This is a genomic window from Vibrio hepatarius (genome assembly GCF_018860525.1).
Classification (GTDB): domain Bacteria; phylum Pseudomonadota; class Gammaproteobacteria; order Enterobacterales; family Vibrionaceae; genus Vibrio; species Vibrio hepatarius_B.
In genome coordinates, this window is the sequence record NZ_JAHKPM010000011.1 from 22,506 (window position 1) to 48,773 (window position 26,268).

At 41.7% G+C, this 26,268-nt stretch carries 26 protein-coding genes; 17 read left to right on the forward strand and 9 right to left on the reverse strand.

Features of this window, described 5'->3' with window-relative positions; translation table 11 throughout:
* Window positions 1-473: 473 nt before the first annotated feature.
* Together nagE and glnS are read left to right on the forward strand one after the other, a co-directional pair.
* A complete protein-coding gene (nagE, locus tag KO511_RS03440) occupies window positions 474-1,961 on the forward strand; it encodes an N-acetylglucosamine-specific PTS transporter subunit IIBC (RefSeq protein ID WP_215986076.1) in 1,488 nt (495 codons plus the stop codon).
* A gap of 256 nt (window positions 1,962-2,217) precedes the next feature.
* Window positions 2,218-3,888 (forward strand): glutamine--tRNA ligase, encoded by a 1,671-nt coding sequence (gene glnS, locus KO511_RS03445; RefSeq protein WP_215986077.1) that lies wholly within the window; start codon window positions 2,218-2,220, stop codon window positions 3,886-3,888.
* A 139-nt stretch (window positions 3,889-4,027) separates the two neighbouring features.
* Here glnS and fcrX read toward each other — a convergent pair whose 3' ends face one another.
* The gene (gene fcrX / locus KO511_RS03450; RefSeq protein WP_215986078.1) at window positions 4,028-4,474 is read right to left on the reverse strand and encodes a ferric iron uptake transcriptional regulator FcrX; all 447 of its coding nucleotides are present in this window, start codon (window positions 4,472-4,474) and stop codon (window positions 4,028-4,030) included.
* 193 nt (window positions 4,475-4,667) lie between these two features.
* On the opposite strand from fcrX, the gene KO511_RS03455 reads away from it, so the two are divergent.
* Window positions 4,668-5,174: a DUF4442 domain-containing protein gene (locus KO511_RS03455; protein WP_215986079.1), complete on the forward strand. Its 507-nt coding sequence runs from the start codon at window positions 4,668-4,670 to the stop codon at window positions 5,172-5,174.
* A 37-nt stretch (window positions 5,175-5,211) separates the two neighbouring features.
* Here the strand turns inward: KO511_RS03455 and fldA are convergent, their stop codons facing one another.
* The 3 genes from fldA to KO511_RS03470 form a co-directional block, all read right to left on the reverse strand.
* Window positions 5,212-5,745: a flavodoxin FldA gene (gene fldA, locus KO511_RS03460; protein WP_215986080.1), complete on the reverse strand. Its 534-nt coding sequence runs from the start codon at window positions 5,743-5,745 to the stop codon at window positions 5,212-5,214.
* 46 nt (window positions 5,746-5,791) lie between these two features.
* On the reverse strand, window positions 5,792-6,013 hold the full coding sequence (locus KO511_RS03465; protein WP_114786627.1) for a DUF2788 domain-containing protein: 222 nt from the start codon (window positions 6,011-6,013) through the stop codon (window positions 5,792-5,794).
* Window positions 6,014-6,108: 95 nt separating this feature from the next.
* Window positions 6,109-6,873 carry an alpha/beta fold hydrolase gene (locus KO511_RS03470; protein WP_215986081.1) on the reverse strand — a complete coding sequence of 255 codons (765 nt, stop codon included), beginning with the start codon at window positions 6,871-6,873 and terminating at the stop codon, window positions 6,109-6,111.
* Window positions 6,874-7,015: 142 nt separating this feature from the next.
* Between KO511_RS03470 and seqA the strand changes: the two genes are divergently transcribed.
* Both seqA and pgm read left to right on the forward strand, forming a co-directional pair.
* Window positions 7,016-7,558, forward strand: a complete 543-nt coding sequence (gene seqA / locus KO511_RS03475) for a replication initiation negative regulator SeqA (protein WP_215986082.1) — start codon at window positions 7,016-7,018, stop codon at window positions 7,556-7,558.
* Between the two features lie 86 nt (window positions 7,559-7,644).
* The gene (gene pgm / locus KO511_RS03480) at window positions 7,645-9,291 is read left to right on the forward strand and encodes a phosphoglucomutase (alpha-D-glucose-1,6-bisphosphate-dependent) (RefSeq protein ID WP_215986083.1); all 1,647 of its coding nucleotides are present in this window, start codon (window positions 7,645-7,647) and stop codon (window positions 9,289-9,291) included.
* Between the two features lie 99 nt (window positions 9,292-9,390).
* On the opposite strand, the gene KO511_RS03485 is transcribed toward pgm, so the two are convergent.
* Window positions 9,391-10,143, reverse strand: coding sequence for a DUF1853 family protein (locus tag KO511_RS03485; protein WP_215986108.1), 753 nt, complete (start codon window positions 10,141-10,143; stop codon window positions 9,391-9,393).
* 120 nt (window positions 10,144-10,263) lie between these two features.
* Here KO511_RS03485 and KO511_RS03490 point away from each other — a divergent pair, with 120 nt between their 5' ends.
* Window positions 10,264-11,022 (forward strand): Nif3-like dinuclear metal center hexameric protein, encoded by a 759-nt coding sequence (locus tag KO511_RS03490; protein WP_215986084.1) that lies wholly within the window; start codon window positions 10,264-10,266, stop codon window positions 11,020-11,022.
* Window positions 11,023-11,088: 66 nt separating this feature from the next.
* Here the strand turns inward: KO511_RS03490 and KO511_RS03495 are convergent, their stop codons facing one another.
* A complete protein-coding gene (locus tag KO511_RS03495) occupies window positions 11,089-12,378 on the reverse strand; it encodes a citrate synthase (RefSeq protein WP_215986085.1) in 1,290 nt (429 codons plus the stop codon).
* 395 nt (window positions 12,379-12,773) lie between these two features.
* Here KO511_RS03495 and sdhC point away from each other — a divergent pair, with 395 nt between their 5' ends.
* The 8 genes from sdhC (at window position 12,774) to sucD (ending at window position 22,389) form a co-directional block, all read left to right on the forward strand.
* Window positions 12,774-13,166, forward strand: a complete 393-nt coding sequence (sdhC, locus tag KO511_RS03500) for a succinate dehydrogenase cytochrome b556 subunit (RefSeq protein WP_215986086.1) — start codon at window positions 12,774-12,776, stop codon at window positions 13,164-13,166.
* Window positions 13,160-13,504 (forward strand): succinate dehydrogenase, hydrophobic membrane anchor protein, encoded by a 345-nt coding sequence (gene sdhD, locus KO511_RS03505; protein WP_215986087.1) that lies wholly within the window; start codon window positions 13,160-13,162, stop codon window positions 13,502-13,504. The genes sdhC and sdhD overlap by 7 nt, the downstream gene beginning before the upstream one ends.
* Window positions 13,505-15,271, forward strand: coding sequence for a succinate dehydrogenase flavoprotein subunit (gene sdhA, locus KO511_RS03510; protein ID WP_215986088.1), 1,767 nt, complete (start codon window positions 13,505-13,507; stop codon window positions 15,269-15,271).
* 14 nt (window positions 15,272-15,285) lie between these two features.
* The gene (locus KO511_RS03515; protein ID WP_215986089.1) at window positions 15,286-15,996 is read left to right on the forward strand and encodes a succinate dehydrogenase iron-sulfur subunit; all 711 of its coding nucleotides are present in this window, start codon (window positions 15,286-15,288) and stop codon (window positions 15,994-15,996) included.
* A gap of 94 nt (window positions 15,997-16,090) precedes the next feature.
* Window positions 16,091-18,916, forward strand: coding sequence for a 2-oxoglutarate dehydrogenase E1 component (gene sucA / locus KO511_RS03520; protein ID WP_215986090.1), 2,826 nt, complete (start codon window positions 16,091-16,093; stop codon window positions 18,914-18,916).
* A 28-nt stretch (window positions 18,917-18,944) separates the two neighbouring features.
* Window positions 18,945-20,153, forward strand: coding sequence for a 2-oxoglutarate dehydrogenase complex dihydrolipoyllysine-residue succinyltransferase (gene odhB, locus KO511_RS03525; RefSeq protein ID WP_215986091.1), 1,209 nt, complete (start codon window positions 18,945-18,947; stop codon window positions 20,151-20,153).
* 197 nt (window positions 20,154-20,350) lie between these two features.
* Window positions 20,351-21,517, forward strand: coding sequence for an ADP-forming succinate--CoA ligase subunit beta (sucC, locus tag KO511_RS03530; protein WP_125320693.1), 1,167 nt, complete (start codon window positions 20,351-20,353; stop codon window positions 21,515-21,517).
* Window positions 21,517-22,389 (forward strand): succinate--CoA ligase subunit alpha, encoded by an 873-nt coding sequence (gene sucD, locus KO511_RS03535; protein ID WP_171360044.1) that lies wholly within the window; start codon window positions 21,517-21,519, stop codon window positions 22,387-22,389. The genes sucC and sucD overlap by 1 nt, the downstream gene beginning before the upstream one ends.
* Window positions 22,390-22,489: 100 nt before the next feature.
* Here sucD and KO511_RS03540 read toward each other — a convergent pair whose 3' ends face one another.
* Window positions 22,490-22,777, reverse strand: coding sequence for a hypothetical protein (locus tag KO511_RS03540; protein WP_215986092.1), 288 nt, complete (start codon window positions 22,775-22,777; stop codon window positions 22,490-22,492).
* 525 nt (window positions 22,778-23,302) lie between these two features.
* On the opposite strand from KO511_RS03540, the gene KO511_RS03545 reads away from it, so the two are divergent.
* On the forward strand, window positions 23,303-23,800 hold the full coding sequence (locus KO511_RS03545; RefSeq protein ID WP_215986093.1) for a GNAT family N-acetyltransferase: 498 nt from the start codon (window positions 23,303-23,305) through the stop codon (window positions 23,798-23,800).
* Here the strand turns inward: KO511_RS03545 and KO511_RS03550 are convergent.
* Window positions 23,769-24,068: a DUF3301 domain-containing protein gene (locus KO511_RS03550; protein WP_215986094.1), complete on the reverse strand. Its 300-nt coding sequence runs from the start codon at window positions 24,066-24,068 to the stop codon at window positions 23,769-23,771. The two genes, KO511_RS03545 and KO511_RS03550, sit on opposite strands and share 32 nt — an antisense overlap.
* A gap of 3 nt (window positions 24,069-24,071) precedes the next feature.
* Window positions 24,072-25,109 (reverse strand): DUF3549 family protein, encoded by a 1,038-nt coding sequence (locus KO511_RS03555; RefSeq protein ID WP_215986095.1) that lies wholly within the window; start codon window positions 25,107-25,109, stop codon window positions 24,072-24,074.
* A gap of 76 nt (window positions 25,110-25,185) precedes the next feature.
* On the opposite strand from KO511_RS03555, the gene KO511_RS03560 reads away from it, so the two are divergent.
* Window positions 25,186-25,500: a YqcC family protein gene (locus KO511_RS03560; protein WP_215986096.1), complete on the forward strand. Its 315-nt coding sequence runs from the start codon at window positions 25,186-25,188 to the stop codon at window positions 25,498-25,500.
* A complete protein-coding gene (gene truC / locus KO511_RS03565; protein WP_215986097.1) occupies window positions 25,500-26,228 on the forward strand; it encodes a tRNA pseudouridine(65) synthase TruC in 729 nt (242 codons plus the stop codon). Before KO511_RS03560 ends, truC begins: the two co-directional genes overlap by 1 nt.
* Window positions 26,229-26,268: the final 40 nt, after the last annotated feature.

Consider the following 26,268-nt stretch of genomic DNA (forward strand, 5'->3'; position numbering starts at 1 on the left):
AGCGAATCCTCATGAATTTGTTTTTATGCATTGGACCATATTATTTGTGCCTATATGCATAAGTTTGCTACTTTATTTTTGCATTGTAATTAGATGAAATAGATGATGAATTAGGGATTATAACCAATAGCAGATGAACGTCTATTTTTATATAAAATCTAGTTTTATTAATGTTGTATCAATCCTTTAGATAAAACTAGATTAATCATTCTACTTGGTATCTATAGTTATCTCAAATACATTGAAAAGTGAATTTATAGATACTCCCATCATCATATTTTGAATTGTAAAATAAGTTTTATGATCTTGCTAGCAAAAACCTTGCTTTGACTATGATTCTGGTGATAGTTGTCACAATTGATAAGGTTTAAATTTGCAGGTCGAATTTAAAAGCATAAACTGGAGAGACTAAATTGAGCGACTAAAAAAAGTTGTCTGAAACGAAATACGAGATCCTATAGGGGGAACTGACGGTGAATGTTCTTGGATATTTTCAAAAAGTAGGTAAGGCATTGATGGTGCCTGTCGCGACGCTTCCAGCCGCAGCAATATTGATGGGCATAGGGTACTGGATAGATCCCACGGGTTGGGGTGCGAATAGTGCGGTGGCGGCTTTTTGTATTAAGGCGGGTTCAGCCATTATTGAAAATATGTCTGCGCTTTTTGCTATAGGTGTCGCGTATGGTATGTCTAAAGATAAAGATGGTGCGGCAGCACTCGCTGGCTTTGTTGGTTTCCTTGTAGTTACAACTTTACTTTCTCCCGGGTCAGTGTCTCAAATTCAAGGTATTGACTTAAATGCTGTGCCTGCCGCTTTTGGGAAGATCAATAACCAGTTTGTCGGTATTTTGGTGGGTATTGTATCAGCAGAGCTCTACAACCGCTTTTCACATGTTGAACTACATAAAGCGTTGGCGTTTTTCTCTGGAAAACGTTTGATTCCGATTTTAACTTCGTTTGCGGGTATCTTTATCGCCTTTATTTTGATGTATATTTGGCCAACGGTTTACGGTGGCTTGGTAAGCTTCGGTGAGTCGATTCAAGGATTGGGAGAGCTAGGTGCTGGAATATATGCGTTTTTTAACAGACTTTTGATTCCTGTCGGTCTTCACCATGCGTTGAATTCGGTTTTCTGGTTTGATGTTGCAGGAATCAACGATATTCCTAATTTCCTTGGTGGCGCTAAATCCATTGCTGAAGGCACTGGTATTGTGGGTGTCACTGGCATGTATCAAGCCGGTTTCTTCCCCATCATGATGTTTGGCTTGCCTGGTGCTGCGCTTGCCATTTACCACACATCAAAATCAAAGAACAAAGAAAAAGTAGCGTCGATAATGATTGCTGCTGGCTTTGCTTCTTTTTTCACTGGTGTGACTGAGCCGCTGGAATTTTCTTTCATGTTTCTAGCTCCTATGCTGTACGTACTTCATGCTGTATTAACGGGGATTTCGGTTTATATTGCGGCATCAATGCATTGGATTGCTGGCTTTGGTTTCTCGGCTGGACTTGTCGATATGGTGCTTTCTTCACGTAACCCACTTGCGGTCAACTGGTACATGCTGATTGTTCAAGGTCTAGCATTTTTCGGTATCTACTATGTTGTTTTTCGGACCGTTATTGTGAAGTTCAACCTTAAAACCCCTGGCCGTGAAGATGAAGATTTATCTGAGCAAGTTGCCGCAGGCAGTTCATCTGACCTAGCGAAGCAGTATCTTAAAGCACTTGGAGGTCATCAAAACCTGACAGCTATCGATGCTTGTATCACTCGCTTACGTTTAACCATCAAAGATACGAGTGTTATTAATGAATCGACCCTAAAAAATCTTGGTGCAATGGGCGTTGTTAAATTGGGTTCTAATAATGTTCAAGTTATTTTGGGCCCACTGGCTGAGATCGTTGCTGGTGAAATGAAGAAAATCCCTAAGGATGAAGATCTCTCTGGAGTCGTCATCCCGACTTAAATAACAGTGCATAATCTAAAGCCTCCTATGGGAGGCTTTATTGTTTTTAGCCTACAGCTTTTATTAGCAACCTAACTATTAGGTCGTTTTAAGTCCTATCGGTGTAAAAATGAACCAATATTTGCTAATTAGCCGTAGGTTGTAGTTGTGTAATGGCCGAGAATTGTGGATTATTAGACGTTATACGCTTAGGGCATATATTCTGCTTCAAGCTGATTATTCTCTGAACAATACTACAACCATTGAGGTACTATAGATGAGTGAAGCCGAGGCTCGTCCATCGAACTTTATCCGCCAAATTATAGATAAGGATTTAGCGGATGGTAAACACACTAGTGTGCATACTCGTTTTCCGCCGGAACCGAATGGTTACCTGCACATAGGTCATGCTAAGTCAATTTGCTTAAACTTCGGTATTGCTCAGGACTACCAAGGTAAATGTAATCTTCGCTTTGATGATACTAACCCCGAAAAAGAAGACGTTGAGTATGTTGACTCTATTAAGAATGATGTGAGCTGGTTAGGCTTTGAGTGGGATGATGAAATATGTTATTCATCAAACTACTTCGATAAGCTTTATGGGTTTGCAGTTGAATTAATTGAGAAAGGCTTAGCGTATGTTGAAGAGCTAAGTCCTGAACAGATCCGTGAGCACCGTGGTACCTTAACAGAAGCAGGTAAACACAGCCCATATCGAGATCGCAGTATAGAAGAAAACGTCGCTCTATTTGAAAAAATGCGTGCGGGGGAATTTGCGGAAGGTTCAGCGTGCTTACGGGCCAAAATTGATATGGCTTCATCATTTATGGTGTTGAGAGATCCTGTACTTTATCGTGTTCGCTTTGCCAAGCATCACCAAACGGGTGATAAGTGGTGTATCTATCCAATGTACGATTTCACGCATTGTATTTCAGATGCCCTAGAAGGTATTACTCATTCCCTATGTACACTGGAGTTTCAAGATAACCGCCGACTGTATGATTGGGTATTAGATAATATCACAATTGATAGCCAACCCCATCAATATGAGTTTAGCCGTCTAAATTTAGAGTATACGGTGATGTCTAAGCGTAAGCTTAATCAGCTAGTCACTGAAAAACTGGTTAATGGCTGGGACGACCCACGTATGCCGACTATTTCTGGTCTGCGCCGTCGAGGTTTTACACCAGGTGCAATTCGTGAGTTTTGTAAGCGTATCGGAGTAACTAAGCAAGATAACATGATCGAAATGGGTTCACTTGAATCTTGTATTCGTGATGATCTGAATGAAAATGCCCCGCGAGCAATGGCTGTGCTTGATCCTGTGAAAGTGATTATCGAGAACTTCGAGGAAGGGAAAGTTGAATCACTTACGGTTGCCAATCATCCAAACAAACCTGAGATGGGGGAGCGTAAAGTTCCATTTTCTCGTGAGTTGTGGATTGAGCGAGAGGACTTTCGTGAAGAAGCTAACAAGAAATACAAGCGTCTCGTTTTAGGTAAAGAAGTGCGTCTACGAGGCTCATACGTGGTTAAAGCTGAGCGTATCGAAAAAGATGCACAAGGTAACATCACGACAATTTTCTGTTCTTATGATGCGGATACTCTGGGCAAGAACCCTGATGATGGCCGTAAAGTTAAAGGCGTGATTCATTGGGTTTCTGCCAATAAATGTGCTCCGGCTGAAATTCGTCTGTATGATCGTTTGTTTACCGTCGATAACCCTGCTGCTGTTGATAACTTTACAGAGGTTATCAACCCTGAGTCGCTGGTTGTGATGAATGGTTATGTTGAGCTCAGCTTAGTTGATGCTGAAGCAGAAAAAGGTATTCAATTTGAACGTATGGGTTACTTTTGTGCTGATGTAAAAGATTCGAAACCGAGTGCTTTAGTGTTCAACCGTACTGTCGGGTTACGGGATACTTGGGCTAAAATTGAAGCTAAATAGTCTATTAGGCTAAATACTAAATATAGAGCCCACTAAATGTGGGCTTTTTAATACTAGTACGTGATTAAATTGAAGTGGTTTGGTTTCAACTAACTACAAAATTCTATATCTCTAGATATGTTTTAGTGGAAAAGTCTGATTACTTCTTTTTATGGGCGCTTGGGTTGTCTTTGCAATTGCCTGTGTTGCACTTTCCGTACAAATACAAACTATGGTTGGTTAAAGTAACATTGTACTCAGAAGCAATTTGCTTTTGACGTTCTTCGATAATGTCATCAGCAAACTCAATCACTTCACCGCAGTCTAGACAAACTAGATGATCATGGTGATGCTGAGTTGATAGCTCAAATACTGATTTTCCACCTTCGAAGTGGTGACGAGTTACGATACCCGCATCATCAAACTGGTTGAGAACACGATAAACAGTCGCCAAGCCAATCTCTTCACCAATGTCTATCAGCTTTTTGTACAAATCTTCGGCACTGATGTGTTGGCATTCAGGTTGCTGTAGTACTTCCAAGATTTTCAGTCTTGGTAAGGTAACTTTAAGACCAGCGTCCTTTAGAGCTTGGTTATTGTCCGACATAAATTTTCCCGTTGATTAACCGCTGCAATGAGCAGAGTTCACTATTGTTACCATTATAGGGCAGTAGCTGTTAACAATAAACCACGAACTTCAAAGGGTTACTATTATTCTTTTCATAAACTAGTTTGACATCACTGATATTGCTCATTAGACCAGTTACAATTAATCGGCGTGAATGTAATAGAAGTAGAATATGGATAAATCAGTGGCTAAATTTTATAGGCCTAGGCTAGTCAAATTTGCTTTGAATATGTGGCCGCCATTCTGGGGAGCTGGTATACAAATTTTATCTATCAGTGAAGATTTTCGCCAGGTTAAAGTAAAGCTTAAACTCCGTTGGTGGAATAAAAATGCCAATCGTACTCAGTATGGAGGGAGTATTTTTTCGCTAACGGATCCGATTTATTCCTTGATGTTAATGGGGATTTTGGGAGATAGTTATTTTGTGTGGGATAAACAAGCGAGTATCAACTTTATTAAACCAGGGCATAGTGACTTATACGCTGAATTTTTCGTTACACAAGAGATGCAAGACAATATTTTGCGGGAAACTGTGAGTGGCGATAAATGTTTTCCAGAGTTTATCACTTATGTGAAGGACTGTGAGGGAAACGTAGTATCAGAAATACAGCGTAAGTTGTATGTTCGTAAGAAACCAGCATATCGAAAGCAAACTTCGGCTGAAAATAAAGTAGTATAAAAGACCTCCGTATCAGAAGGTCTTCCTGCTTGAGAATTTAGCCCTCAAGTTCCGTTAAGCACATTTCTTCATGGATCTGCTTGCACCAATTTGTCACGCGCTCGTTGGTCAATTCTGGCTGACGATCTTCATCGACACATAGGCCAACAAACAGGTTTTCATCACCTTCAACAAGGCCCTTTGATGCTTCAAATTCATAGCTTTCAGCTGAAGTATGCCCCAGAATAGTTCCACCTTTAGCTTCAACAATGTCACGGACAGTACCCATTGCATCACAGAAGTATTCTGCATAATCTTCTTGGTCGCCACAACCAAAAATCGCAACAAGCTTGGTCGAGAAATCAATTTGTTCAAGTTCAGGGAAAAAGTCATCCCAGTCACATTGCGCTTCACCATAGTACCAAGTTGGAATACCTAACAGAAGGAGATCGAAGTTATTGATGTCTTCTTTACTACTTTTTGCGATATCTTGTACGTGAACCAGTTGTTTACCTAGTTGTTTTTGAATCATCTTTGCAACAGCTTCAGTGTTACCTGTGTCGCTACCAAAGAAGATACCTACACTTGCCATAGATTCGTTACCTTTACCATTTTTGTTGTGGCTTAATCAGAGGGGCTCAACCTAGCCCTGTGCCTTCCCAGCTCAATTGAATGAGGCCTTTTGCAATAAAACCGGCACAACCAAGAAAGAGCACGAGCCAAACAATACGACGACCAAAGGGGGGGACATTCCCAGCTTTGAGAACATCTTTTATTGCCATACCGATTAAGAAAAAGATAGACGCAAAAAGTAAATCGAGTCCAATTGACTCTAGGATGTTCATATAGTCGTAAAGCATGGAGTCCCTTTATGCCAGATTACTTGTGCAGAACTATACCATTGTTAAAAAATAAAGTTAACGGGTATGGGGCAACGATGTCCCCCATTCTGCACTTAATGAATAAATTTATTAATTGCACGCAATACTTCTTGTGGCTTTTCTGCATGGAGCCAATGACCCGTATTAGCAATAATATGTGCTTTAGCGTTTGAAAACTGTCCCTGTATGTCAGCTTGGTATTCAGTGGAAATATAGTTTGAGTTTCCACCTTTTATAAACAAAGTTGGCGTGCTGATTTTTTCAATTTGGGTCCAACCTAGAATTTCCCAGTAGTTGTCCCACAGGCTTGATACGTTAAAGCGCCACTGAAAATATTGACCACTGTTATACAGGGATTTTCCTAAAAACTGCCTGACACCCTCTAATTCTATATGTTGTGCTAAAACTTGCAAAGCTTGCTGGCGAGATGTCGGCTTTTGCTTGATGACGGCTTTTAGCCCGTTAAAGACATTATCGTGACGTCTCTCAGGGTAACTAACTGGTGCCATATCAAGTACAATTAACTTGTCTACTTTATGCTGGACAAGTTCTGCTAGTTTCATTGCAACCTTCCCTCCCATAGAGTGCCCGATCAAGGTGTAACGCTTTAATTCAAGATGTTCGAGAGTAATAAATACATCTTGTGCCATAAGTTGGTAGCTGTGTTCGGAAGACTGAAAGGAGGTACCATGATTACGCAAGTCTAGACTGACAATCTTATAATTTTGCCGTAACTCTCTGCTGAGCAAGCCCAGGTTATCGAGATTACCAAATAGACCATGCAATAAGACAATGGTGTGACCTTTACCTTCGATTTTATAGTTAAGCAGTTGTGACATTTTTTTATATTCGTGATTGATTTAACGTAGTACCTCATTAGGTCATTAATCTGCTTTGTATAACAGAACTGAAACTCGCATCTTGAGGGTAGTTGGGTATATAATCCCAACAGAGTTTAAACATAGAGATTGTGAAAAGCGAATGAAAACAATTGAGGTTGATGAGGATCTATACCGTTACATTGCAGGTCAAACCCAACACATTGGTGAAAGTGCTTCAGATATCTTGCGACGCCTTTTGGATGTTGATGCTAAGAATCAGCAACCAACACCGATGAAAGCTGCGGTGCAGGCGAAAGGCATTGTGGTAAGCCGAGATGCGGTAAAAGAAGAGAAAATCGATAGTGTCAAAGCAATGCGATCTTTACTTATTTCAGATGAGTTTGCCGGTCTTAAAAAGGCGATTGATCGATTTATGCTAGTACTTTCAACATTGAATCGTATTGAGCCTCAAAGGTTTTCTGAAGCAACTCTGGTTAAAGGACGTAAGCGTGTTTACTTTGCAAATAATGAACAAACTCTACTAGAGAGTGGCAATACGACGAAACCTAAAGCAATCCCTGGATCACCTTTTTGGGTGATCACTAACAGCAATACGAGCCGCAAGCGTCAAATGGTTGATCAGTTGATGGCTAGAATGCAATTTCCTACAGACTTAATAGAGAAAGTCACGAATTCAATCTAATCATTCAGATTTTAACCTCATAATATTCATTGCTTTGAGTATTATGAGGTTTTTTATTTCAAGGTTTTTAATAAAGGATGTCAACAATGACGATGCACCCTCGCGCTGGACGAAAAGCCCAGCAACAAGATTTGCATAATATTCCTGAACTTGTCTCAGACTACTATCTTCTTCAACCTGAACCAAACAACTCTGATCATAAAGTTCAGTTTGGTACTTCTGGTCATCGAGGTACCGCCGGTAAATGTACTTTTAATGAAACTCACATTTTGGCTATCGTACAAGCGATAGTTGAAGTTCGAGCTAAGAATGGTACCACTGGCCCCATGTTTGTCGGTAAGGATACACATGCGCTTTCTGTACCTGCTTTTTTAAGTGTTGTTGAAGTTCTGGTAGCAAATAATATCAAGGTAATCGTGCAGCAAGATAATGGCTATGTTCCAACGCCAAGTATTTCGCATGCTATTTTAACTCATAACCTCAATAATTCTGCTAAAGCTGATGGTATAGTTATTACCCCATCTCATAACCCACCGCAGGATGGTGGTATTAAATACAACCCATCGCATGGGGGGCCTGCGGAGGGGGAGTTGACACAAATTATTGAAGAACATGCAAACGCTTTTATTTCGGGCAAACTAAACGGTGTTAAGCGAGTCTCTATCGAAAAAGCGAAGGCATCAGAGTTGTTTATTGAAAGTGATCTAGTAATGCCTTATGTCTCTGACTTGAAAAATGTTATTAACATGGAAGCGATTCAGAAAGCCAAGCTAAAAATAGGTGTCGATCCTCTCGGAGGCAGTGGTATTGAATACTGGCGCCAAATTGCGATTGATTACTCATTAGATCTTACCTTGGTCAATGAAGCCGTTGATCCTTCTTTTCAGTTTATGTGTTTAGATAAAGATGGCGTCATCAGAATGGACTGCTCTTCTCCTTACGCGATGGCTGGGTTGCTGGAACATAAAGATAGTTTTGACTTAGCATTTGGTAATGACCCAGACTATGACCGTCACGGAATTGTTACCCCGAATGGTTTAATGAACCCAAATCACTTCCTTGCGGTATGTATTGACTACCTTTATCGTCATCGTCAAGGTTGGGATAAGACAGTAGCTGTTGGTAAAACATTAGTGTCTAGTGCGTTGATCGATCGTGTCGTTGCTGATCTTGGCCGTGATTTATGTGAAGTACCCGTTGGCTTTAAATGGTTTGTCGATGGCTTATACCAGGGTAAATTGGGTTTTGGAGGAGAAGAAAGCGCGGGTGCTTCATTCTTACGTATGGATGGTACGCCATGGTCAACAGATAAAGATGGTATTATTCTTTGCTTGCTCGCAGCCGAAATTACTGCAGTGACAGGTATAGACCCTCAAGAGTATTACCAAAACCTTACCGTCAAACATGGTACATCTCATTATAGCCGCCTTCAAGCCATGGCAAATGGCCCTCAAAAAGAAGTACTAGCAAAGCTATCACCAGATATGGTTACTGCCCAAGATCTTGCTGGAGATAAAATTACAGCTCGTTTAACTCATGCTTCTGGGAATGATGCTGCGATTGGTGGACTTAAAGTGACGACACAAAATGGTTGGTTTGCTGCTCGTCCTTCGGGTACGGAAGATATTTATAAAATATACTGCGAGAGTTTTAAAGGGGCTGAGCACTTAAAGCAAATTGAGTCTGAAGCTCAAGAAATTGTTAATCAGGTTTTTGTCAACGCAGGGTTGTGATCTCAAAGGTCAACATATCCCAAATAAGGGCTGGCATAAAAATGGCCCGCCCTTTTTTAACTTTTCTGAAGCTGTTTGCCATAGGTTAGGTTTTTTACATTATCCATATGGCCAGCTATCAGGGACCACAAACCAAAATATCTTTTGCTGGGTTTGAGCGTGGATAAAGCGTCCACTGGTTTTTTTTAGTGGTTGCTCGAACTGCTCTAGGCCGGTTGCCCAGTACTGTTTATCTAATTCGAATAAAGGCTCATTAATCAGTTCCCATTGGTGTTCATAACACCAATATCCTGAAATTTGAGATGGATCTATTTCGTAACCTAAACAGTGTGTTGGAGTAAACTCCGAGGAAAAGGGATTGGTGTAAAGTCGCCCTTGCAGTAGTAGATGTTTAGATAAATCATTCATTTCAGGCTGTTGAACTAAAAATTCTTTGGAGTTGCTCATTTTTAACTGATGAGAAAGCATCCTATCCAACTTTTTGTCCAATTGGTCATGTGCATTAGGACCAAACCAGGTACCCTGATGAAGCAAATAAAATTTAATCGCTACTTCCCAGTGTTCTCGTTTATTTGTTTGGCTGTTTTTTAGGATAAGATCAATCGCTCCTATGGTTTGGCCATTACTGTCATTCAACTGGAGTTCCTCCAGCTCTATGGTGTAGTGGTCACTGTTTTCAAAAGTTTTACTGCACAGGTGCTGGTATAAAAAACCCAACCTAGGGTTACCGTCGTAGGCAATATCTACAGGAGTTTTGGAAGAAAGTGACAGCAGAGATTCAAAAGGAGGAGTTAATTTAAATAATGGTGGAGTATTAGCTATCCAATGGTAAAAAAGCATCAGTTTACTCATATCTAGCATCTAGTTCCTTAAAACAAAGTTTATTGGTATCGCAACCAGAATAGTTTGTAACTAGCATCCTAAATGCTGTTGCCATACACTGTGTGCAAAGGCCTAGTTCTGGAAGTTACAATGGAAAATATTCAATTAGAGCGAATTATAAACGAAAAACTGTCCCCGCACCTGATAAAAGACTACGCACCTAATGGGTTGCAAGTTGAGGGAAAACTCAATATTCAAACCATAGTAACAGGAGTAACAGCTTCTCAAGCTTTGATTGAAAAGGCGATAGAAAAAAAGGCAGACGCTCTGCTTGTACATCATGGGTACTTTTGGAAAGGAGAGCCTGAACCTATTCGTGGTATGAAAGGAAATCGAATCCGTACTTTGATAAAAAATGATATTAACTTATATGGGTACCATTTACCGTTAGATATTCACCCAAAATTGGGCAATAACGCTGAGTTGGCAAGACTTCTTGATATTGAAGTTGAAGGCGGCTTGGAAGGACATTCTCAGTCAGTTGCTATGTTTGGACGTTTGAAAAAGCCTGAAACTGGAGCTGCGTTTGCAGAAAAAATTAGTAAAGTACTAAACCGAAAACCGCTTCACATAGTACCGGAAAATACCAATAAGATAATTGAAACGGTAGGGTGGTGTACTGGCGGTGGTCAAGATTTTATCGAGTTGGCAGTTCAACATGGTCTAGATGCTTTTATTTCTGGAGAGATTTCAGAGCGAACGACCTATACAGCAAGAGAGATGAATATCCACTATTTTGCGGCAGGTCATCATGCGACTGAACGTTACGGGATTAAAGCTTTGGGTGAGTGGTTAGCGAGCGAGCATGGTTTGGATGTAGAGTTTGTTGATATTGATAATCCAGTGTAAACCCTAAATCAAATTTAAGAAGGGCTGATTTATGCCAGCCCTTTGTTTTTTAAAATATTATATCAATTAGTCTCTATCATGCAAAGGCTTGAAGTTACGCTGAGTTTTGCCAGTGTATAATTGTCTTGGGCGGCCAATACGATTGAGAGGGTCGCTATGCATTTCATTCCAGTGTGCAATCCAACCTATTGTTCTCGATAGTGCAAAAATTACTGTGAACATAGAAACAGGGATGCCAATGGCTTTTAGAATAATACCAGAGTAGAAATCCACATTTGGGTATAGCTTTTTAGAGACGAAGTACTCGTCAGACAATGCAATACGCTCAAGTTCCATCGCCACATCAAGCAATGGATCATCAATGTTCAGCTCTTTAAGGACGTCATGACAAGTTTCGCGCATGACAGTGGCTCGAGGATCGTAGTTTTTGTAAACACGATGCCCAAAGCCCATAAGTCGGAAAGGATCATCTTTATCCTTAGCACGATCGATATACTCAGGGATTTTGTCTACGCTGCCTATCTCTTCAAGCATCTTGAGGCACGCTTCATTCGCTCCACCATGAGCAGGTCCCCAAAGTGATGCGATACCTGCGGCAATACACGCAAATGGATTTGCACCGGAAGAGCCAGCTAAACGTACAGTAGAGGTTGAGGCATTTTGTTCATGATCTGCATGCAGAGTGAATATTTTATCCATAGCTCTTGCAACGACAGGATTTACGTCATATTCCTCACATGGGTTTGCAAACATCATGTGTAGGTAGTTTTCAGCGTAGGTCAGGTCATTACGCGGATAAATGAAAGGTTGACCGATTGAGTATTTGTAACACATGGCAGCAAGCGTAGGCATTTTCGACAGCAAACGGTAAGCCGTAATCTCACGGTGAGTATCGTTATTAATATCCATCGAATCGTGGTAGAAGGCTGCTAACGCACCTACTACACCACACATAACCGCCATTGGGTGAGCATCGCGTCGGAATCCATGGAAAAAGCTCGCAATTTGCTCATGCACCATAGTATGTCGTGTGACGGTGACTTTAAAGTTTTCGTATTGTTCGCGTGTCGGGGCTTCACCATAAAGAAGAATGTAACATACCTCTAGGTAATCAGCATTATTGGCAAGCTGATCAATAGGGTAACCACGGTGCAAAAGAATACCTTTGCCACCGTCAATGTAGGTGATTTGAGATTCACAGGATGCAGTGGCAAGAAAACCCGGGTCAAACGTAAAATAACCATTTGCTCCAAGTGTACGAACGTCGATTACTGGGGTGCCCAGAGCACCTTCCATAATCGGAAGTTCGATAGGCGCTTGACCTTCAATATGAAGGGTCGCTTTCTTATCCGCCATAACAATCTCCTTTGTTAATTATTTAATCCGTCCAGGATGTTTGTGTAATATTTTTGTACGTGTGTTCGTTATCAAAGTCAATTATTCTGCTCTGACTTGTGCACTTGTTATGATTTTTTATAACTATAAGGTTAAAAATCTGTTCTATGTAGCAAAAATAGTTACGTCAATTGTGCTAAAATATGGTCAGCCGTATATTGGCGCCGTAAATTTTGATTGAAACCTTATAAATGTAGGTTTGGAACAGATGTGAGGTGATGTTCCAGACTTTGTTGTTAGCACTTTACTACAACTTCATCCCATTTTTTGGGCATGCTACCTGTTGAATAAATGTTAACTTTTGTAGGTTTGCATTAAAATTTCGTTCATAACAATAAATGCTTCAATGGAGCTGAGTGAGCAAGCCCGTGAAAGAAAGAAAGTCAAGACCTGTTAATTTAGATTTGCAGACTATAAACTTTCCGATCACAGCAATCGCATCCATTTTACACCGAGTTTCGGGAGTAATTACGTTTGTCGCGATCGGGATACTTCTTTGGTTACTATCCATTTCCCTGTCTTCCCCAATAGGTTATGCACAAGCTGTCGATATTGTCGATGGTTTCGTCGTAAAATTTATTTTATGGGGTATTTTGACGGCTTTGTCCTACCATATAGCAGGTGGCATTCGTCATTTGCTAATGGATTTAGGCCATTTTGAAGAGCTGGAATCTGGTGCAATGAGTGCCAAGGTTGCATTTGCAGCAACAGCCGTTCTGTCCGTTTTGGCGGGGATTTTAGTATGGTAAAACACATATCATCTTTTGGTCGTAATGGTGTACATGATTTCTTGCTGATCCGTGCATCTGCGATCATTATGACTCTTTACACTATTTATCTGGTCAGCTTTTTTGCTTTCGCAGATATTTCTTACGTCTCTTGGACACAGTTCTTTGGTGGAACGACAACAAAAGTGTTCACAATGCTTGCGTTGGTCTCAATTCTTATCCACGCTTGGATAGGGCTTTGGCAAGTTCTTACAGACTACATTAAGTGCGCAAAACTTCGTGGTTTCCTACAGCTAGGTATCATCGCTGTTTTATTTGGGTACTTTTTTTCTGGTCTATTTATTTTGTGGGGTGCGTAAGTGTCTATTCCAGTTCGTGAATTTGATGCCGTAGTGATCGGCGCTGGTGGTGCAGGTATGCGTGCTGCACTACAAATTTCAGAGCAAGGCTTAACTTGTGCCTTGTTATCCAAAGTATTTCCTACTCGCTCTCATACTGTTTCTGCTCAAGGCGGAATTACAGTAGCGCTTGGTAACTCACATAAAGATGATTGGCAGTGGCACATGTACGATACCGTTAAAGGTTCGGACTATATTGGTGACCAAAATGCGATTGAATATATGTGTAAAAATGGACCTGAATCAGTTATTGAATTAGAAAAAATGGGTTTGCCATTTTCTCGGTTTGATGACGGTACAATTTATCAGCGTCCTTTTGGTGGACAATCGAAAGAGTTTGGTGGTGAACAAGCCGCCCGAACGGCCGCAGCAGCGGATCGTACTGGCCATGCTTTATTGCATACTCTTTACCAGCAAAATGTTAAATACAAAACCACTATTTTCTCTGAATGGTACGCGTTAGATTTGGTCAAGAACCAAGACGGCGCCGTTATGGGTTGTACTGCAATCTGTATGGAAAGTGGGGAAATTTGCTACTTTAAGTCTAAAGCAACGATTCTTGCAACCGGAGGGGCTGGTCGAATCTATGCCTCTACTACCAATGCTTACATCAACACTGGTGATGGTGTTGGCATGGCGTTGCGTGCTGGTGTTCCAATGCAAGATATGGAAATGTGGCAATTCCATCCAACCGGTATTGCCGGAGCTGGTGTTTTGGTAACTGAAGGCTGTCGTGGTGAAGGTGGTTACCTCTTGAACAAAGATGGTGAGCGCTTTATGGAGAGATATGCTCCTAACGCGAAAGATTTGGCAGGTCGAGATGTTGTTGCGCGCTCAATGATGATTGAAATCCGTGAGGGTCGTGGTTGTGATGGTCCATGGGGACCACATCTTAAACTCAAGCTCGATCACCTTGGTCAAGATGTACTTGAATCTCGTTTACCAGGCATTTGTGAATTGTCGCGTACATTCGCACACGTTGATCCAGTTAAGGAACCGATTCCTGTCATACCAACCTGTCATTATATGATGGGCGGTGTTCCTACACAGGTTTCTGGCCAAGCAATCAAACAATCTTCGGATGGCCGTGATATTGAAGTTCAAGGCTTATATGCTTGTGGTGAAATTGCATCGGTTTCTGTTCATGGTGCTAACCGTCTTGGTGGTAATTCCTTGCTTGATTTAGTTGTCTTTGGTCGAGCTACAGGGCTTCACCTAGGTGAAACTCTGGCGGCGCAATCTGAGGCTCGTCCTGCGACTGAGTCTGATATTGAAGCCTCACTAGCTCGTACAATGCGCTGGGAAAATAGCACTGGTGGTGAAGATCCTGTTCAAATCCGCAAAGACTTACAAACATGTATGCAAAATAGCTTCTCAGTATTCCGTGAAGGTGATGCGATGGCAGCAGGTTTAGAAGAGCTAAAAGTAATTCGTGAACGACTGAAAAATGCTCACCTTGCGGATAAGTCTTCAGAGTTTAACACTCAAAGAATTGAGTGCCTTGAACTGGATAACTTAATGGAAACGGCTTTCTCAACAGCAGTTGCAGCAAACTACCGCACCGAGAGCCGAGGAGCCCATGCACGGTTCGATTACCCAGAACGCGATGATGAAAACTGGTTGTGCCATTCAATCTACAATCCTGAAACGGAAGCAATGGCTAGACGTGACGTCAATATGACACCAGTTCATCGTGATGCATTTCCACCAAAAGTTCGTACATACTAAGGGAGGATTGAATTATGAAACTGAACTTCTCTTTGTATCGCTACAATCCAGATGTAGACAAAAAGCCTTACATGAAAGATTACGTTCTTGAAGTTGATGAAGGCTCTGACATGATGGTGTTGGATGCTTTAATTCTGCTTAAAGAGCAAGATCCAACAATTGCGTTTCGACGCTCTTGCCGTGAAGGGGTTTGTGGCTCTGATGGTCTAAACATGAACGGTAAGAATGGCTTGGCCTGTATTACGCCATTATCTGCTCTGACAGGGAAAACCGTTGTCATTCGTCCTTTACCGGGGCTACCGGTAGTTCGTGATTTGATTGTCGACATGACTCAATTTTATGACAATTATGCCAAGGTAAAACCTTTCTTGATTGATGATGATGTATTACCCCCATCGCGTGAAAATCTGCAGTCTCCGGATGAGCGTGCTCATCTAGATGGATTGTATGAATGTATCATGTGTGCGTGTTGTACAACGTCGTGTCCATCATTTTGGTGGAATCCAGATAAATTTATTGGCCCTGCTGGTTTGTTAGCAGCGTATCGTTGGTTAATTGATAGCCGCGACACAGCAACCGATGAACGCTTGTCAAATCTTGACGATGCTTTTAGCGTTTTCCGTTGTCATAGCATCATGAATTGTGTAAGTGTTTGCCCTAAGGGGCTTAACCCAACGAAAGCGATTGGTCATATCAAGACCATGCTGGTAAATCGTTCGGTTTAAATTAATAACAAAAATTGCCAGTTACCTAGGTAGCTGGCTCTCTATAGCTCGGCATAGACCGAAACAAACGTGAAACTACTGGTTAAGGGAAAATATGCACAACGGCGTGATGAAGGCGTGGCTCGAGTCTTCACACTTGGCTGGCGCCAATGCAACTTATGTAGAAGATCTCTACGAACTGTATCTAAGTGATCCCGATTTGGTAAGTGAGGAGTGGACACGCGTATTTGATGGCTTGCCTAAGCCATCTGAAGAGGTTAAAGAACAACCTCACTCGCGTGTTCGTGATTACTTCCGGCGTCTCGCTCAAGAAACAAAGCATTACAATGTCCAAGTTAGTGACCCAGATGTCGACGCAAAACAAGTAAAAGTTCTTCAGCTTATCAACGCATACCGCTTTCGCGGTCATGAAGCAGCAGAGCTTGACCCACTCGGTTTATGGCAACGCCCTGCGGTGGTGGAGCTAGACCCTACATATCACAATCTTACTGAAGATGACTTTGAAGAGTCATTCAATGTCGGTTCTTTCGCAATAGGTCAAGAGACCATGTTGCTAAAAGATATCCACTCGGCGCTGAATAAAATCTATTGTGGCTCCGTAGGTGCAGAATACATGCACATGACAAACACTGAACAAAAGCGCTGGATTCAACAGCGACTTGAATCAGTGGTTGGTCAACCTTCTTTCTCAAAACAAGAGAAGCAAGAATTCTTGGAAGAATTAACGGCAGCAGAAGGTTTGGAGCGTTACCTAGGCGCCAAATTCCCTGGAGCTAAGCGATTCTCCCTTGAAGGTGGCGATGCTCTTATTCCAATGATGAAAGAACTCATCAGGCATGCAGGTAAAAATAGCATGCGTGAGGTTGTTATTGGTATGGCGCACCGTGGCCGGTTGAATATGCTAGTAAATGTTCTCGGTAAAAAGCCACAAGATTTGTTTGACGAATTTGCTGGTAAGCATGACGAAACTTGGGGTACTGGTGATGTTAAATACCACCAAGGTTTCTCTGCTGATTTTTCAACCCCAGGCAGTGATGTGCACTTAGTGCTAGCATTTAACCCTTCTCACCTTGAAATTGTTAACCCAGTTGTCATTGGTTCTGTTCGTGCTCGTCAGGATAGGCTTGGTGATACTGATGGTAGTACGGTACTTCCGATTACAATTCATGGGGACTCAGCGATTGCGGGTCAAGGAGTGGTGGCAGAAACATTCAATATGTCTCAGTCGCGTGGTTTTCGTGTTGGGGGCACAGTTCGCATTGTGGTGAATAACCAAGTTGGTTTCACTACATCTAATCCAAATGATACTCGTTCAACCATGTATTGTACGGATATTGCGAAAATGGTCCAAGCACCTATTTTCCATGTTAATGCCGACGATCCAGAAGCAGTTGCATTCGTTACACGCATTGCTTTGGATTACCGTAATGAGTTTAAGAGCGATGTTGTGATTGACTTGGTATGTTACCGTCGCCACGGTCACAATGAGGCGGATGAGCCAAATGCGACTCAGCCGTTAATGTATCAAAAGATCAAGAAACACCCTACGCCGCGTAAACTCTATGCTGATGTATTGATAGAACGTGGAGAGTTTGGCATTGATACAGCAACACAGTTGGTCAATGAATATCGTGATGCGTTAGATCGTGGTGAGGTAGTTGTCAAAGAATGGCGCCCTATGGCGTTACATTCTGTCGACTGGGAACCATACATTGGTCATGATTGGGATGTTGCGTGGGAAAATACTTACAGCAAAGAGCGCCTTATTGAGTTAGGGCATCGGATTTGCCACTACCCTGAAAGCCATAGACTTCAAAGCCGAGTTAACAAGCTTTATAACGATCGTATGGCAATGATGAGTGGTGAAAAAGCATTTGACTGGGGTATGGCGGAAACCTTGGCTTATGCGACCTTAGTCGATGATGGAAAACGTATTCGTATTTCTGGTCAGGATTCCGGGCGTGGTACTTTCTTCCACCGCCACTCGGTGCTTCATAACCAGACTGATGCCAGCACCTTTATCCCATTGGCTAATATTCATGATAAGCAAGGGCCTTTTGAAGTCTACGATTCCGTATTGTCTGAAGAAGCCGTCCTAGCGTTTGAATATGGCTACGCCACGGCAGAACCAAGTGGTTTGACTATTTGGGAGGCTCAGTTTGGTGATTTTGCAAACGGTGCTCAAGTGGTTATTGATCAGTTCATTTCTTCGGGAGAGCAAAAGTGGGCACGTTTATGTGGCTTAACCATGTTGCTTCCTCATGGTTACGAAGGACAAGGTCCAGAGCATTCGTCAGCTCGCCTTGAGCGTTACCTGCAATTGTGTGCTGAACAAAACATGCAAGTTGTTGTGCCATCAACGCCTGCTCAGGTATATCACATGATTAGGCGTCAAGTTGTAAGGCCTATGCGCAGGCCTCTTATTGTCATGTCGCCAAAATCGCTACTTAGGCACCCACTGTGTACATCAACTTTAGATGAGTTGGCAGAAGGGACATTCCAGCCAGCAATTGCTGAGATAGACAAACTAGAGCCTAATAAAGTGAAGCGAGTTGTATTCTGTTCAGGCAAGGTTTACTTCGATTTACTCGAACAGCGTCGCAGTAATGAGCAGGAAGATGTTGCTATCGTGCGTATTGAACAGCTTTATCCTTTCCCAATAAAAGAGGTTAAGGCAGCTATTGAGCATTATACCAACGTGGAAGATTATGTTTGGTGCCAGGAAGAGCCTCAAAATCAGGGCGCTTGGTATAGTAGTCAACATAACTTCCGTCTTGCTATCCCTGCTGGAGCAGACCTTAAGTACGCTGGCCGACCGGCATCTGCTTCACCAGCAGTGGGTTATATGTCAGTGCATTTAAAACAACAGAAAGCGCTTGTTGAAGCTGCGCTTACCGTCAATACAACAACTTCGAACTAAGAACTAGAAGTGAAAGGAAGAAACAGATATGACAATTGAAATTCTGGTTCCAGATTTACCTGAATCTGTTGCAGATGCGACAGTAGCAACATGGCACAAGAAACCAGGCGATGCGATAGAGCGTGATGAGATACTGGTTGATATCGAAACGGACAAAGTTGTTTTGGAAGTGCCTGCTCCTGAAGCTGGTGTTCTAGAAGCGATAATAGAAGAAGAAGGTGCGACAGTACTTTCTAAGCAACTAATAGCTAAGCTTAACCCTGGTGCAGTTGCTGGCGAACCTACACAAGACAAGGCTGAGGAAGCAGAATCATCCCCAGATAAACGCCATACAGCTTCTCTTACTGAGGAAAGCAATGACGCCCTTAGTCCAGCAGTACGTCGTTTACTTGCAGAACATAGTTTAGATGCAAGTCAAGTTAAAGGTACAGGTGTTGGCGGGCGTATTACCCGTGAAGATATAGAAGCCCATATTGCTAACGCTAAGTCGGCACCTAAATCGGGTTCAACACCTGCAGTTGAAGCACCTGCAGCGGCTCGTAGCCAAAAGCGTGTACCAATGACGCGTTTGCGTAAGACGGTTGCAAATCGTCTGCTTGAAGCGAAAAACAGCACAGCTATGTTGACCACTTTTAACGAAGTGAATATGAAGCCGATTATGGATCTTCGTAAGCAATACAAAGACCAATTTGAAGAGCGTCATGGTATTCGTCTTGGCTTTATGTCTTTCTATGTAAAAGCTGTGACTGAAGCTCTAAAGCGGTATCCTGAAGTTAACGCGTCAATTGATGGTGAAGATATTGTTTACCACAACTATTTTGATATCAGTATGGCAGTATCTACCCCCCGTGGTTTGGTGACTCCAGTTCTAAAAGATTGCGACACATTAGGCTTTTCTGATATTGAAAAAGGCATCAAAGATCTCGCTATCAAAGGTCGTGATGGTAAATTGACTGTTGATGATTTAATAGGTGGCAACTTTACCATTACCAATGGTGGTGTGTTTGGTTCATTAATGTCTACACCTATTATCAACCCACCTCAATCTGCGATACTGGGTATGCACAAAATCCAAGACCGCCCAATGGCTGTGAATGGAAAAGTAGAAATCCTTCCTATGATGTACCTAGCACTTTCTTACGATCATCGCTTGATTGATGGTCGTGAGTCTGTTGGCTTTTTGGTGACAATCAAAGAGCTACTGGAAGATCCTACACGCCTACTTCTAGACGTGTAATTGACTTTTGCACCTGATTAGTCGACTAATCAGGTGACAATAGTGTTTAAGGCGGAACATACTCAAGGTTCCGCCTTCATTTGAAGCGCTACAATAATTAGCGATTTACTTGAGAAGACCCTACAGACGTTTTATCCATCATGTTAAAACGTCATGGACATAATAACCCCTCAAGGGAAAATAAGCGGAATAACAAAATGAATTTGCATGAATATCAAGCCAAACAGCTGTTCGCAGAATTCGGTTTGCCTGTACCAGAAGGCTTCGCCTGTGATACACCTCAAGAAGCATTTGATGCTGCCGGTCGTATCTCAACAGAAAAGAAAGTCGTTAAATGTCAGGTTCACGCTGGTGGCCGCGGTAAAGCGGGCGGCGTTGAGTTACATGACACTAAAGAAGGCGTTAAAGAGTTTGCTCAAAAGTGGCTAGGTAAAAACCTAGTGACTTACCAAACAGACGCCAATGGTCAGCCAGTCACTAAAATTCTTGTTGAAGAAGCATCTAACATTGCTAACGAACTTTACCTAGGTGCTGTTGTTGACCGCGCAACTCGAAAAATCGTATTTATGGCATCAACTGAAGGTGGTGTGGACATTGAGAAGATAGCTGAAGAAACTCCAGAGTTGATTCATCAATCAGCGATCGACCCTCTTGTTGGTCCACAAGCTTACCAAGGTCGTGAGCTTGCATTTAAACTAGGTCTAGTTGGTGATCAAATCAAACAGTTCGTTAAGATTTTTATGGGTCTTGGTGAAATGTTCTCTCAGTACGATCTAGCTCTATTAGAAATCAACCCGCTTGTCATTACTGGTGAAGGCAATCTTCTTTGTCTTGACGGCAAGATCAACATTGACTCAAACGCAATGTATCGTCAGCCAAAGCTTCGTGAAATGCATGATCCTTCACAGGAAGATGAGCGTGAAGCGCACGCAGCTCAGTGGGAACTGAACTACGTAGCACTAGATGGCAACGTTGGCTGTATGGTTAACGGTGCAGGCCTTGCGATGGGCACGATGGATATTGTAAATCTGCACGGTGGCAAGCCAGCTAACTTCCTAGATGTTGGTGGTGGCGCAACTAAAGAACGTGTTGCAGAAGCATTTAAAATCATTTTGTCTGATGACAATGTGAAAGCTGTTCTTGTTAACATTTTCGGCGGTATTGTTCGTTGTGACATGATTGCAGAAGGTATTATCGGTGCAGTGAAAGAGGTCGGTGTAAGTGTACCTGTTGTTGTTCGTTTAGAAGGTACTAACGCAGATCTAGGTCGTAAAGTTCTTGCGAATTCTGATGTTGATATCATTGCAGCTGAGTCTCTCACAGACGCTGCTCAGAAAGTTGTTGCTGCTGCGGAGGCTAAATAATGTCTGTATTAATTAACAAAGACACTAAAGTAATCTGTCAGGGTTTCACTGGCGGCCAAGGTACATTCCACTCAGAGCAAGCTATCGCATACGGTACGCAAATGGTTGGCGGTGTTTCTCCTGGTAAAGGTGGTCAAACTCACCTTGATCTTCCTGTATTTAATACAGTGCGTGAAGCAGTAGAAGCGACTGGTGCAACAGCAACCGTTATTTACGTTCCTGCACCTTTCTGTAAAGATGCGATTCTAGAAGCAATTGATGCTGGTATTGAACTAATTGTCACCATTACTGAAGGTATCCCTACAACGGATATGATTGACGTAAAAGTGAAGTTAGAAGAAACAGGCGTTCGTATGATTGGACCTAACTGCCCAGGTCTTATTACTCCTGATGAGTGTAAGATTGGTATTATGCCAGGTCACATTCATAAGAAGGGTAAAGTAGGTATAGTTTCTCGTTCTGGTACTTTAACGTACGAAGCGGTTAAACAAACCACAGATGAAGGCTTTGGTCAGTCAACATGTGTTGGTATTGGTGGTGACCCAATTCCAGGTTCAAACTTTATTGATATCCTTAAGTTATTCCAAGAAGACCCAGAAACTGAAGCCATTGTTATGATTGGTGAGATCGGTGGTACAGCAGAAGAAGAAGCAGCAGCGTTTATTAAAGAAAATGTCACTAAGCCTGTTGTTTCATATATTGCCGGTGTTACTGCTCCTCCAGGCAAGCGTATGGGCCATGCTGGTGCAATCATCTCTGGTGGTAAAGGTACCGCAGAAGATAAGTTTGCTGCATTAGAAGCGGCTGGTGTTAAGACTGTAAAATCACTAGCCGATATAGGTAAAGGCTTACGTGAAGTTACGGGCTGGTAATACTACCTATTAAATAATGGAAAGGCTTGGCATATTGCTAAGCCTTTTTTATTTGAAATTTATACCTGTCCATTTAGGCCATATACTCTGATAAGCCATACTAAACATTACTCATCTTCTGCTCTAATTTTTCTATTCTTTGCGTTAAGTTTGTAACTTGCTTCTCTAGTTGCGCGATTTTATCTCTATCGCTATGATTTTTAGCAGCCACTTCAACTTTAGGAATAAGGTTAGAATGCTTCCAACTTTTAATTACCGTGATTAATACTGGTATGGGAACGACTGTATTTAAGCGCGATTTCACGAGTGCAACGGTCGGCTCTTTACCCTCAAAGCTTAGCTGCTGTAAGACTCTTTCTAGCTCGTTACTGACATCCTGAGTAAGCATATAACCTCCTTAATGTGATGAGCTCTAATAATACTGATCCTTTTAGATGAACGCGAATAGAAGTTGCTGTTTTAGCGTGTGAGAGATCTCTTATAGTCCCTGTAAGATAAAATTTAGTTTTGTCATTAGTATAAACTTATGTCTATCGTATCTATCTGTATTATAAAGATTATTTTTTTTATGATAAAAACAATATCAACATAAAGGTTATTTTTAACATTGTTTAGATTACTGTTTACGATAAAGTATAACTGCCGCTAGGGTACTGATACTTAAAAGTAAAAAATAATTTACATCTGGGTAATAAGTACTGCATAGTGGCTAGGCTGAAAATTAGGTATGTGAATATCAAGGTGCGCGAGTACTAGAGGTTCATTTTAACTTAAACATAATTGAAGCTAACAGCGTCAAAAATAAAATACTATAACAATAAATAATTTAGTTGGTATTAACCTCAGATTTTTCTACTGAGAAATGAAAGTGCCCCCTGTATACAGGGGGCACGCGATCAAAAAGGGGGAAGCTATGATTATTGCAACTCACCGTACTTTGCTTGTCCCTTATAATGAGTCATTACAGTCCGAATTCTTAATGTTGAGCTATTGCACTATGAATCGGATTCAAATGGATGATTACCATACGGTTTCTTCAGCAAAGCCGCTTTTTCAACGTATTCTTCATGATCCTACAATATATGCCTTAGCTGTGCTAGATAACCATTCACGCGATTACATTGGTCATGTATGTATTTATCGTTTAGGTGAGAGCCCTGAATTGGGGTTCTTATTTGATAAAGCATATTGGGGTCAAGGAATAGGTAGTGAGGTTTTAAAAGCCTTTCTACCTAAAGCCTTGCTCGATCTCAATTTACGTCAGCTGGTTACAACTGTTGATTGTAACCATATACCGTCAATTCGTATTGTAGAGAAACTTGGTTTTGAGCGACTAAGTGATAGTGTTTATCCCAATCCAGCATGCCTACAATATATGTTTACATCCTATGAGGTGGGAGCTGCACTTTAATCAATTGAAAGCCGCGCATTATGATTTCACCTTGGTAGCAATCGTCTCCAAGTGAAGAAAATTCAAATTGATAAATAGAGTGCCAATACCAGCTACCATCAGGCATTTTAGTTTTATGCCCTTTCAAAGCGACAGTGAGCAGCTGTAACTCAAGCTGTTTGCACTTATTGGTTGCTATAGTTTTTGCCAATTCGGCTTGACGCCTCTGTTGCCAAAATACAAGTGCTATGAAGCACAAGGCTAAAATTGCCAAAAGATTGCCGATCATAGTCTAACCTTTTGTTGTTTGCTGGAGCTGAGTGAGTGCCTTTGCTAACTCCTGAGATGGTGTAGAGTGGAGTCGTGGCAGTAAAACCAATCTCAATTCAGGTAGCATGACGAGATCTGAAAATAATTGGTTAAATAGAGACTGATTGCCAGTTTGTGCTAACCGGAGTAAAAAATTCTCAGCCAGATCTGGATTGGTCAGTAGGTGCCAATTTCGTCCTGCAATCCCAATTAGAATTTCTTGATGGCTTAGACGTGGCGATGCTAAAGCTCTTTCAATCACTGGATTTGAATACTCATGCTCTGCGCCAGAAAGTGCTCTAATTAATGCACCAATCAGGAATATATCTGGGTTGTCATCAGCCATTTTTTCAAAAGTGAATTCTTGCAGTCGATCCGCGAGTTTGTCAGGTAAATGAGTATGCTCAAGTGCTCCCAAAAGTGCGTAAAGTGGTTCGTTTGGTAATTGCTTTATCGCTTTACGTAAATGGTTACTGTTTTGCTCTTTAGTCAAACGAGCACAGATATCAGTTACACCTTGCAGCCCTATCGTTTGCCATTTATCCCAGCCTAACCCACCTGAAAAGTAGTGTTGTGCATGCTCGTAATACTGGCTACAAGGAAGAGAAAGTTGGGCTCGAATCTGGCTATGGAACACTGCCATTTTGTCTTCAGCAGGTTTAAACGTATACGGATTACTTGCTAATTTTTGTTGTTGTTCTGGCGTAATATCATTATTAAGACGTGTTCCCATAGCTTCGATCACGTATTTGAGGAAGTTACCTACATCAGCTTGCTTTAGTAGTCCTCGTTCATCTAGCTCAAACTTTAAGAACCAAATCCAAGGCTGTTTGCTTTCATTCCAGTAACAAATAGCGAGATGAGCTTTGCGTTGCAATGGGTAAGGATAGGGCTGAAGGCCTTGCTCGACATTAGAAAAGATTTTATTTTCGATCCGACTTATACGACGGCCAAGGTCATAAACCTTATATTGGCAATCACTATTGATGAGAAGCTGGCTGAGAGTGTGAATGGTGTCCATCGCTGAATAGTCCTAACTTAATGTCCTATATAGATGGTATTCTTGGGCGTAATTTCAAGGTTAACACATAGGTTTTATGGCAGATAAGCAACAATTAACGATACTTTTGCAGCAATTGACTCAGTTATTAAAAACGTTGCAATTATGGCAGGTGAATAGGCCTGGTGAGCACTTACTACAAAGTACCCAGCCATTCGCTGTGGATACTTTAGAGCCTCAAGAGTGGTTACAGTGGATATTTATCCCTAAAATGGACGATTTAATCGCAGGACAAATGCCTATACCTAAAGGCTTTTGTCTAACACCATACTTTGAAGAGTGTTGGAAAGAGTATAATGGATATCATTGTTTAATTCGTTTAATTAATGCCATAGATGAGTCTTGTGTCTAATGTTAGAGATTATTTTTCATGACGAGTATTTTGTTGCCGTCAATAAACCTGCTGGAATGCTTGTGCACCGCAGCTGGCTTGATAAGCATGAAACTCAATTTGTTATGCAAACCTTGCGTGACCAAATTGGTCAGCATGTTTTTCCGCTTCACCGCTTGGATAGACCAACCTCAGGTGTACTGATGTTTGCTTTATCTGGTGAGGTTGCTTCTCAGGTTATGCCAATGTTTGCAAATCATGAGATGAATAAAACTTACCATGCGATCGTACGTGGCTGGATAGAAGAGTCGGGCCGGTTAGATTATGACTTGAAAGTAGAACTCGACAAAATAGCAGATAAGCACTCGAGTAAAGAAAAAGAGGCGCAACAAGCGATTACCGATTATCGCCCGATAGCGCAAACCGAGCTCCCTTTTTCAACAGGTAAGTTTGCTACTACTAGATACTGTTTAATGGAGTTAAAACCACTAACAGGTCGCAAACACCAATTGAGGAGACATATGGCCCACCTTCGTCACCCCATAGTCGGTGATACCACTCATGGTGATGGTAAACATAACAAATTATTCAGACAGGTCTATGACTCTCAGCGATTACTTTTGCATGCATCGAACATAGAGTTCATCCACCCATACACAACTGAAAAGGTATCGATCAGCGCAAAGTTAGACAAAACTTGGTTGAGAATATGCGATGAATTTGGTTGGTTTATAGCAACCAATGAATAGCTTGATAAGCCCTCGATAGAGGGCTTTTGTCGTAACTGGG

Bases quoted from the DNA above. Each gene is read 5' to 3' on its own strand.
- glnS (WP_215986077.1), top strand. From the start codon at position 2,218: ATGAGTGAAGCCGAGGCTCGTCCATCGAACTTTATCCGCCAAATTATA.
- fcrX (WP_215986078.1), bottom strand. From the start codon at position 4,474: ATGTCGGACAATAACCAAGCTCTAAAGGACGCTGGTCTTAAAGTTACC.
- KO511_RS03455 (WP_215986079.1), top strand. From the start codon at position 4,668: ATGGATAAATCAGTGGCTAAATTTTATAGGCCTAGGCTAGTCAAATTT.
- fldA (WP_215986080.1), bottom strand. From the start codon at position 5,745: ATGGCAAGTGTAGGTATCTTCTTTGGTAGCGACACAGGTAACACTGAA.
- KO511_RS03465 (WP_114786627.1), bottom strand. From the start codon at position 6,013: ATGCTTTACGACTATATGAACATCCTAGAGTCAATTGGACTCGATTTA.
- KO511_RS03470 (WP_215986081.1), bottom strand. From the start codon at position 6,873: ATGTCACAACTGCTTAACTATAAAATCGAAGGTAAAGGTCACACCATT.
- seqA (WP_215986082.1), top strand. From the start codon at position 7,016: ATGAAAACAATTGAGGTTGATGAGGATCTATACCGTTACATTGCAGGT.
- pgm (WP_215986083.1), top strand. From the start codon at position 7,645: ATGACGATGCACCCTCGCGCTGGACGAAAAGCCCAGCAACAAGATTTG.
- KO511_RS03485 (WP_215986108.1), bottom strand. From the start codon at position 10,143: ATGAGTAAACTGATGCTTTTTTACCATTGGATAGCTAATACTCCACCA.
- KO511_RS03490 (WP_215986084.1), top strand. From the start codon at position 10,264: ATGGAAAATATTCAATTAGAGCGAATTATAAACGAAAAACTGTCCCCG.
- KO511_RS03495 (WP_215986085.1), bottom strand. From the start codon at position 12,378: ATGGCGGATAAGAAAGCGACCCTTCATATTGAAGGTCAAGCGCCTATC.
- sdhD (WP_215986087.1), top strand. From the start codon at position 13,160: ATGGTAAAACACATATCATCTTTTGGTCGTAATGGTGTACATGATTTC.
- KO511_RS03515 (WP_215986089.1), top strand. From the start codon at position 15,286: ATGAAACTGAACTTCTCTTTGTATCGCTACAATCCAGATGTAGACAAA.
- sucA (WP_215986090.1), top strand. From the start codon at position 16,091: ATGCACAACGGCGTGATGAAGGCGTGGCTCGAGTCTTCACACTTGGCT.
- odhB (WP_215986091.1), top strand. From the start codon at position 18,945: ATGACAATTGAAATTCTGGTTCCAGATTTACCTGAATCTGTTGCAGAT.
- sucC (WP_125320693.1), top strand. From the start codon at position 20,351: ATGAATTTGCATGAATATCAAGCCAAACAGCTGTTCGCAGAATTCGGT.
- sucD (WP_171360044.1), top strand. From the start codon at position 21,517: ATGTCTGTATTAATTAACAAAGACACTAAAGTAATCTGTCAGGGTTTC.
- KO511_RS03540 (WP_215986092.1), bottom strand. From the start codon at position 22,777: ATGCTTACTCAGGATGTCAGTAACGAGCTAGAAAGAGTCTTACAGCAG.
- KO511_RS03545 (WP_215986093.1), top strand. From the start codon at position 23,303: ATGATTATTGCAACTCACCGTACTTTGCTTGTCCCTTATAATGAGTCA.
- KO511_RS03550 (WP_215986094.1), bottom strand. From the start codon at position 24,068: ATGATCGGCAATCTTTTGGCAATTTTAGCCTTGTGCTTCATAGCACTT.
- KO511_RS03555 (WP_215986095.1), bottom strand. From the start codon at position 25,109: ATGGACACCATTCACACTCTCAGCCAGCTTCTCATCAATAGTGATTGC.
- KO511_RS03560 (WP_215986096.1), top strand. From the start codon at position 25,186: ATGGCAGATAAGCAACAATTAACGATACTTTTGCAGCAATTGACTCAG.
- truC (WP_215986097.1), top strand. From the start codon at position 25,500: ATGTTAGAGATTATTTTTCATGACGAGTATTTTGTTGCCGTCAATAAA.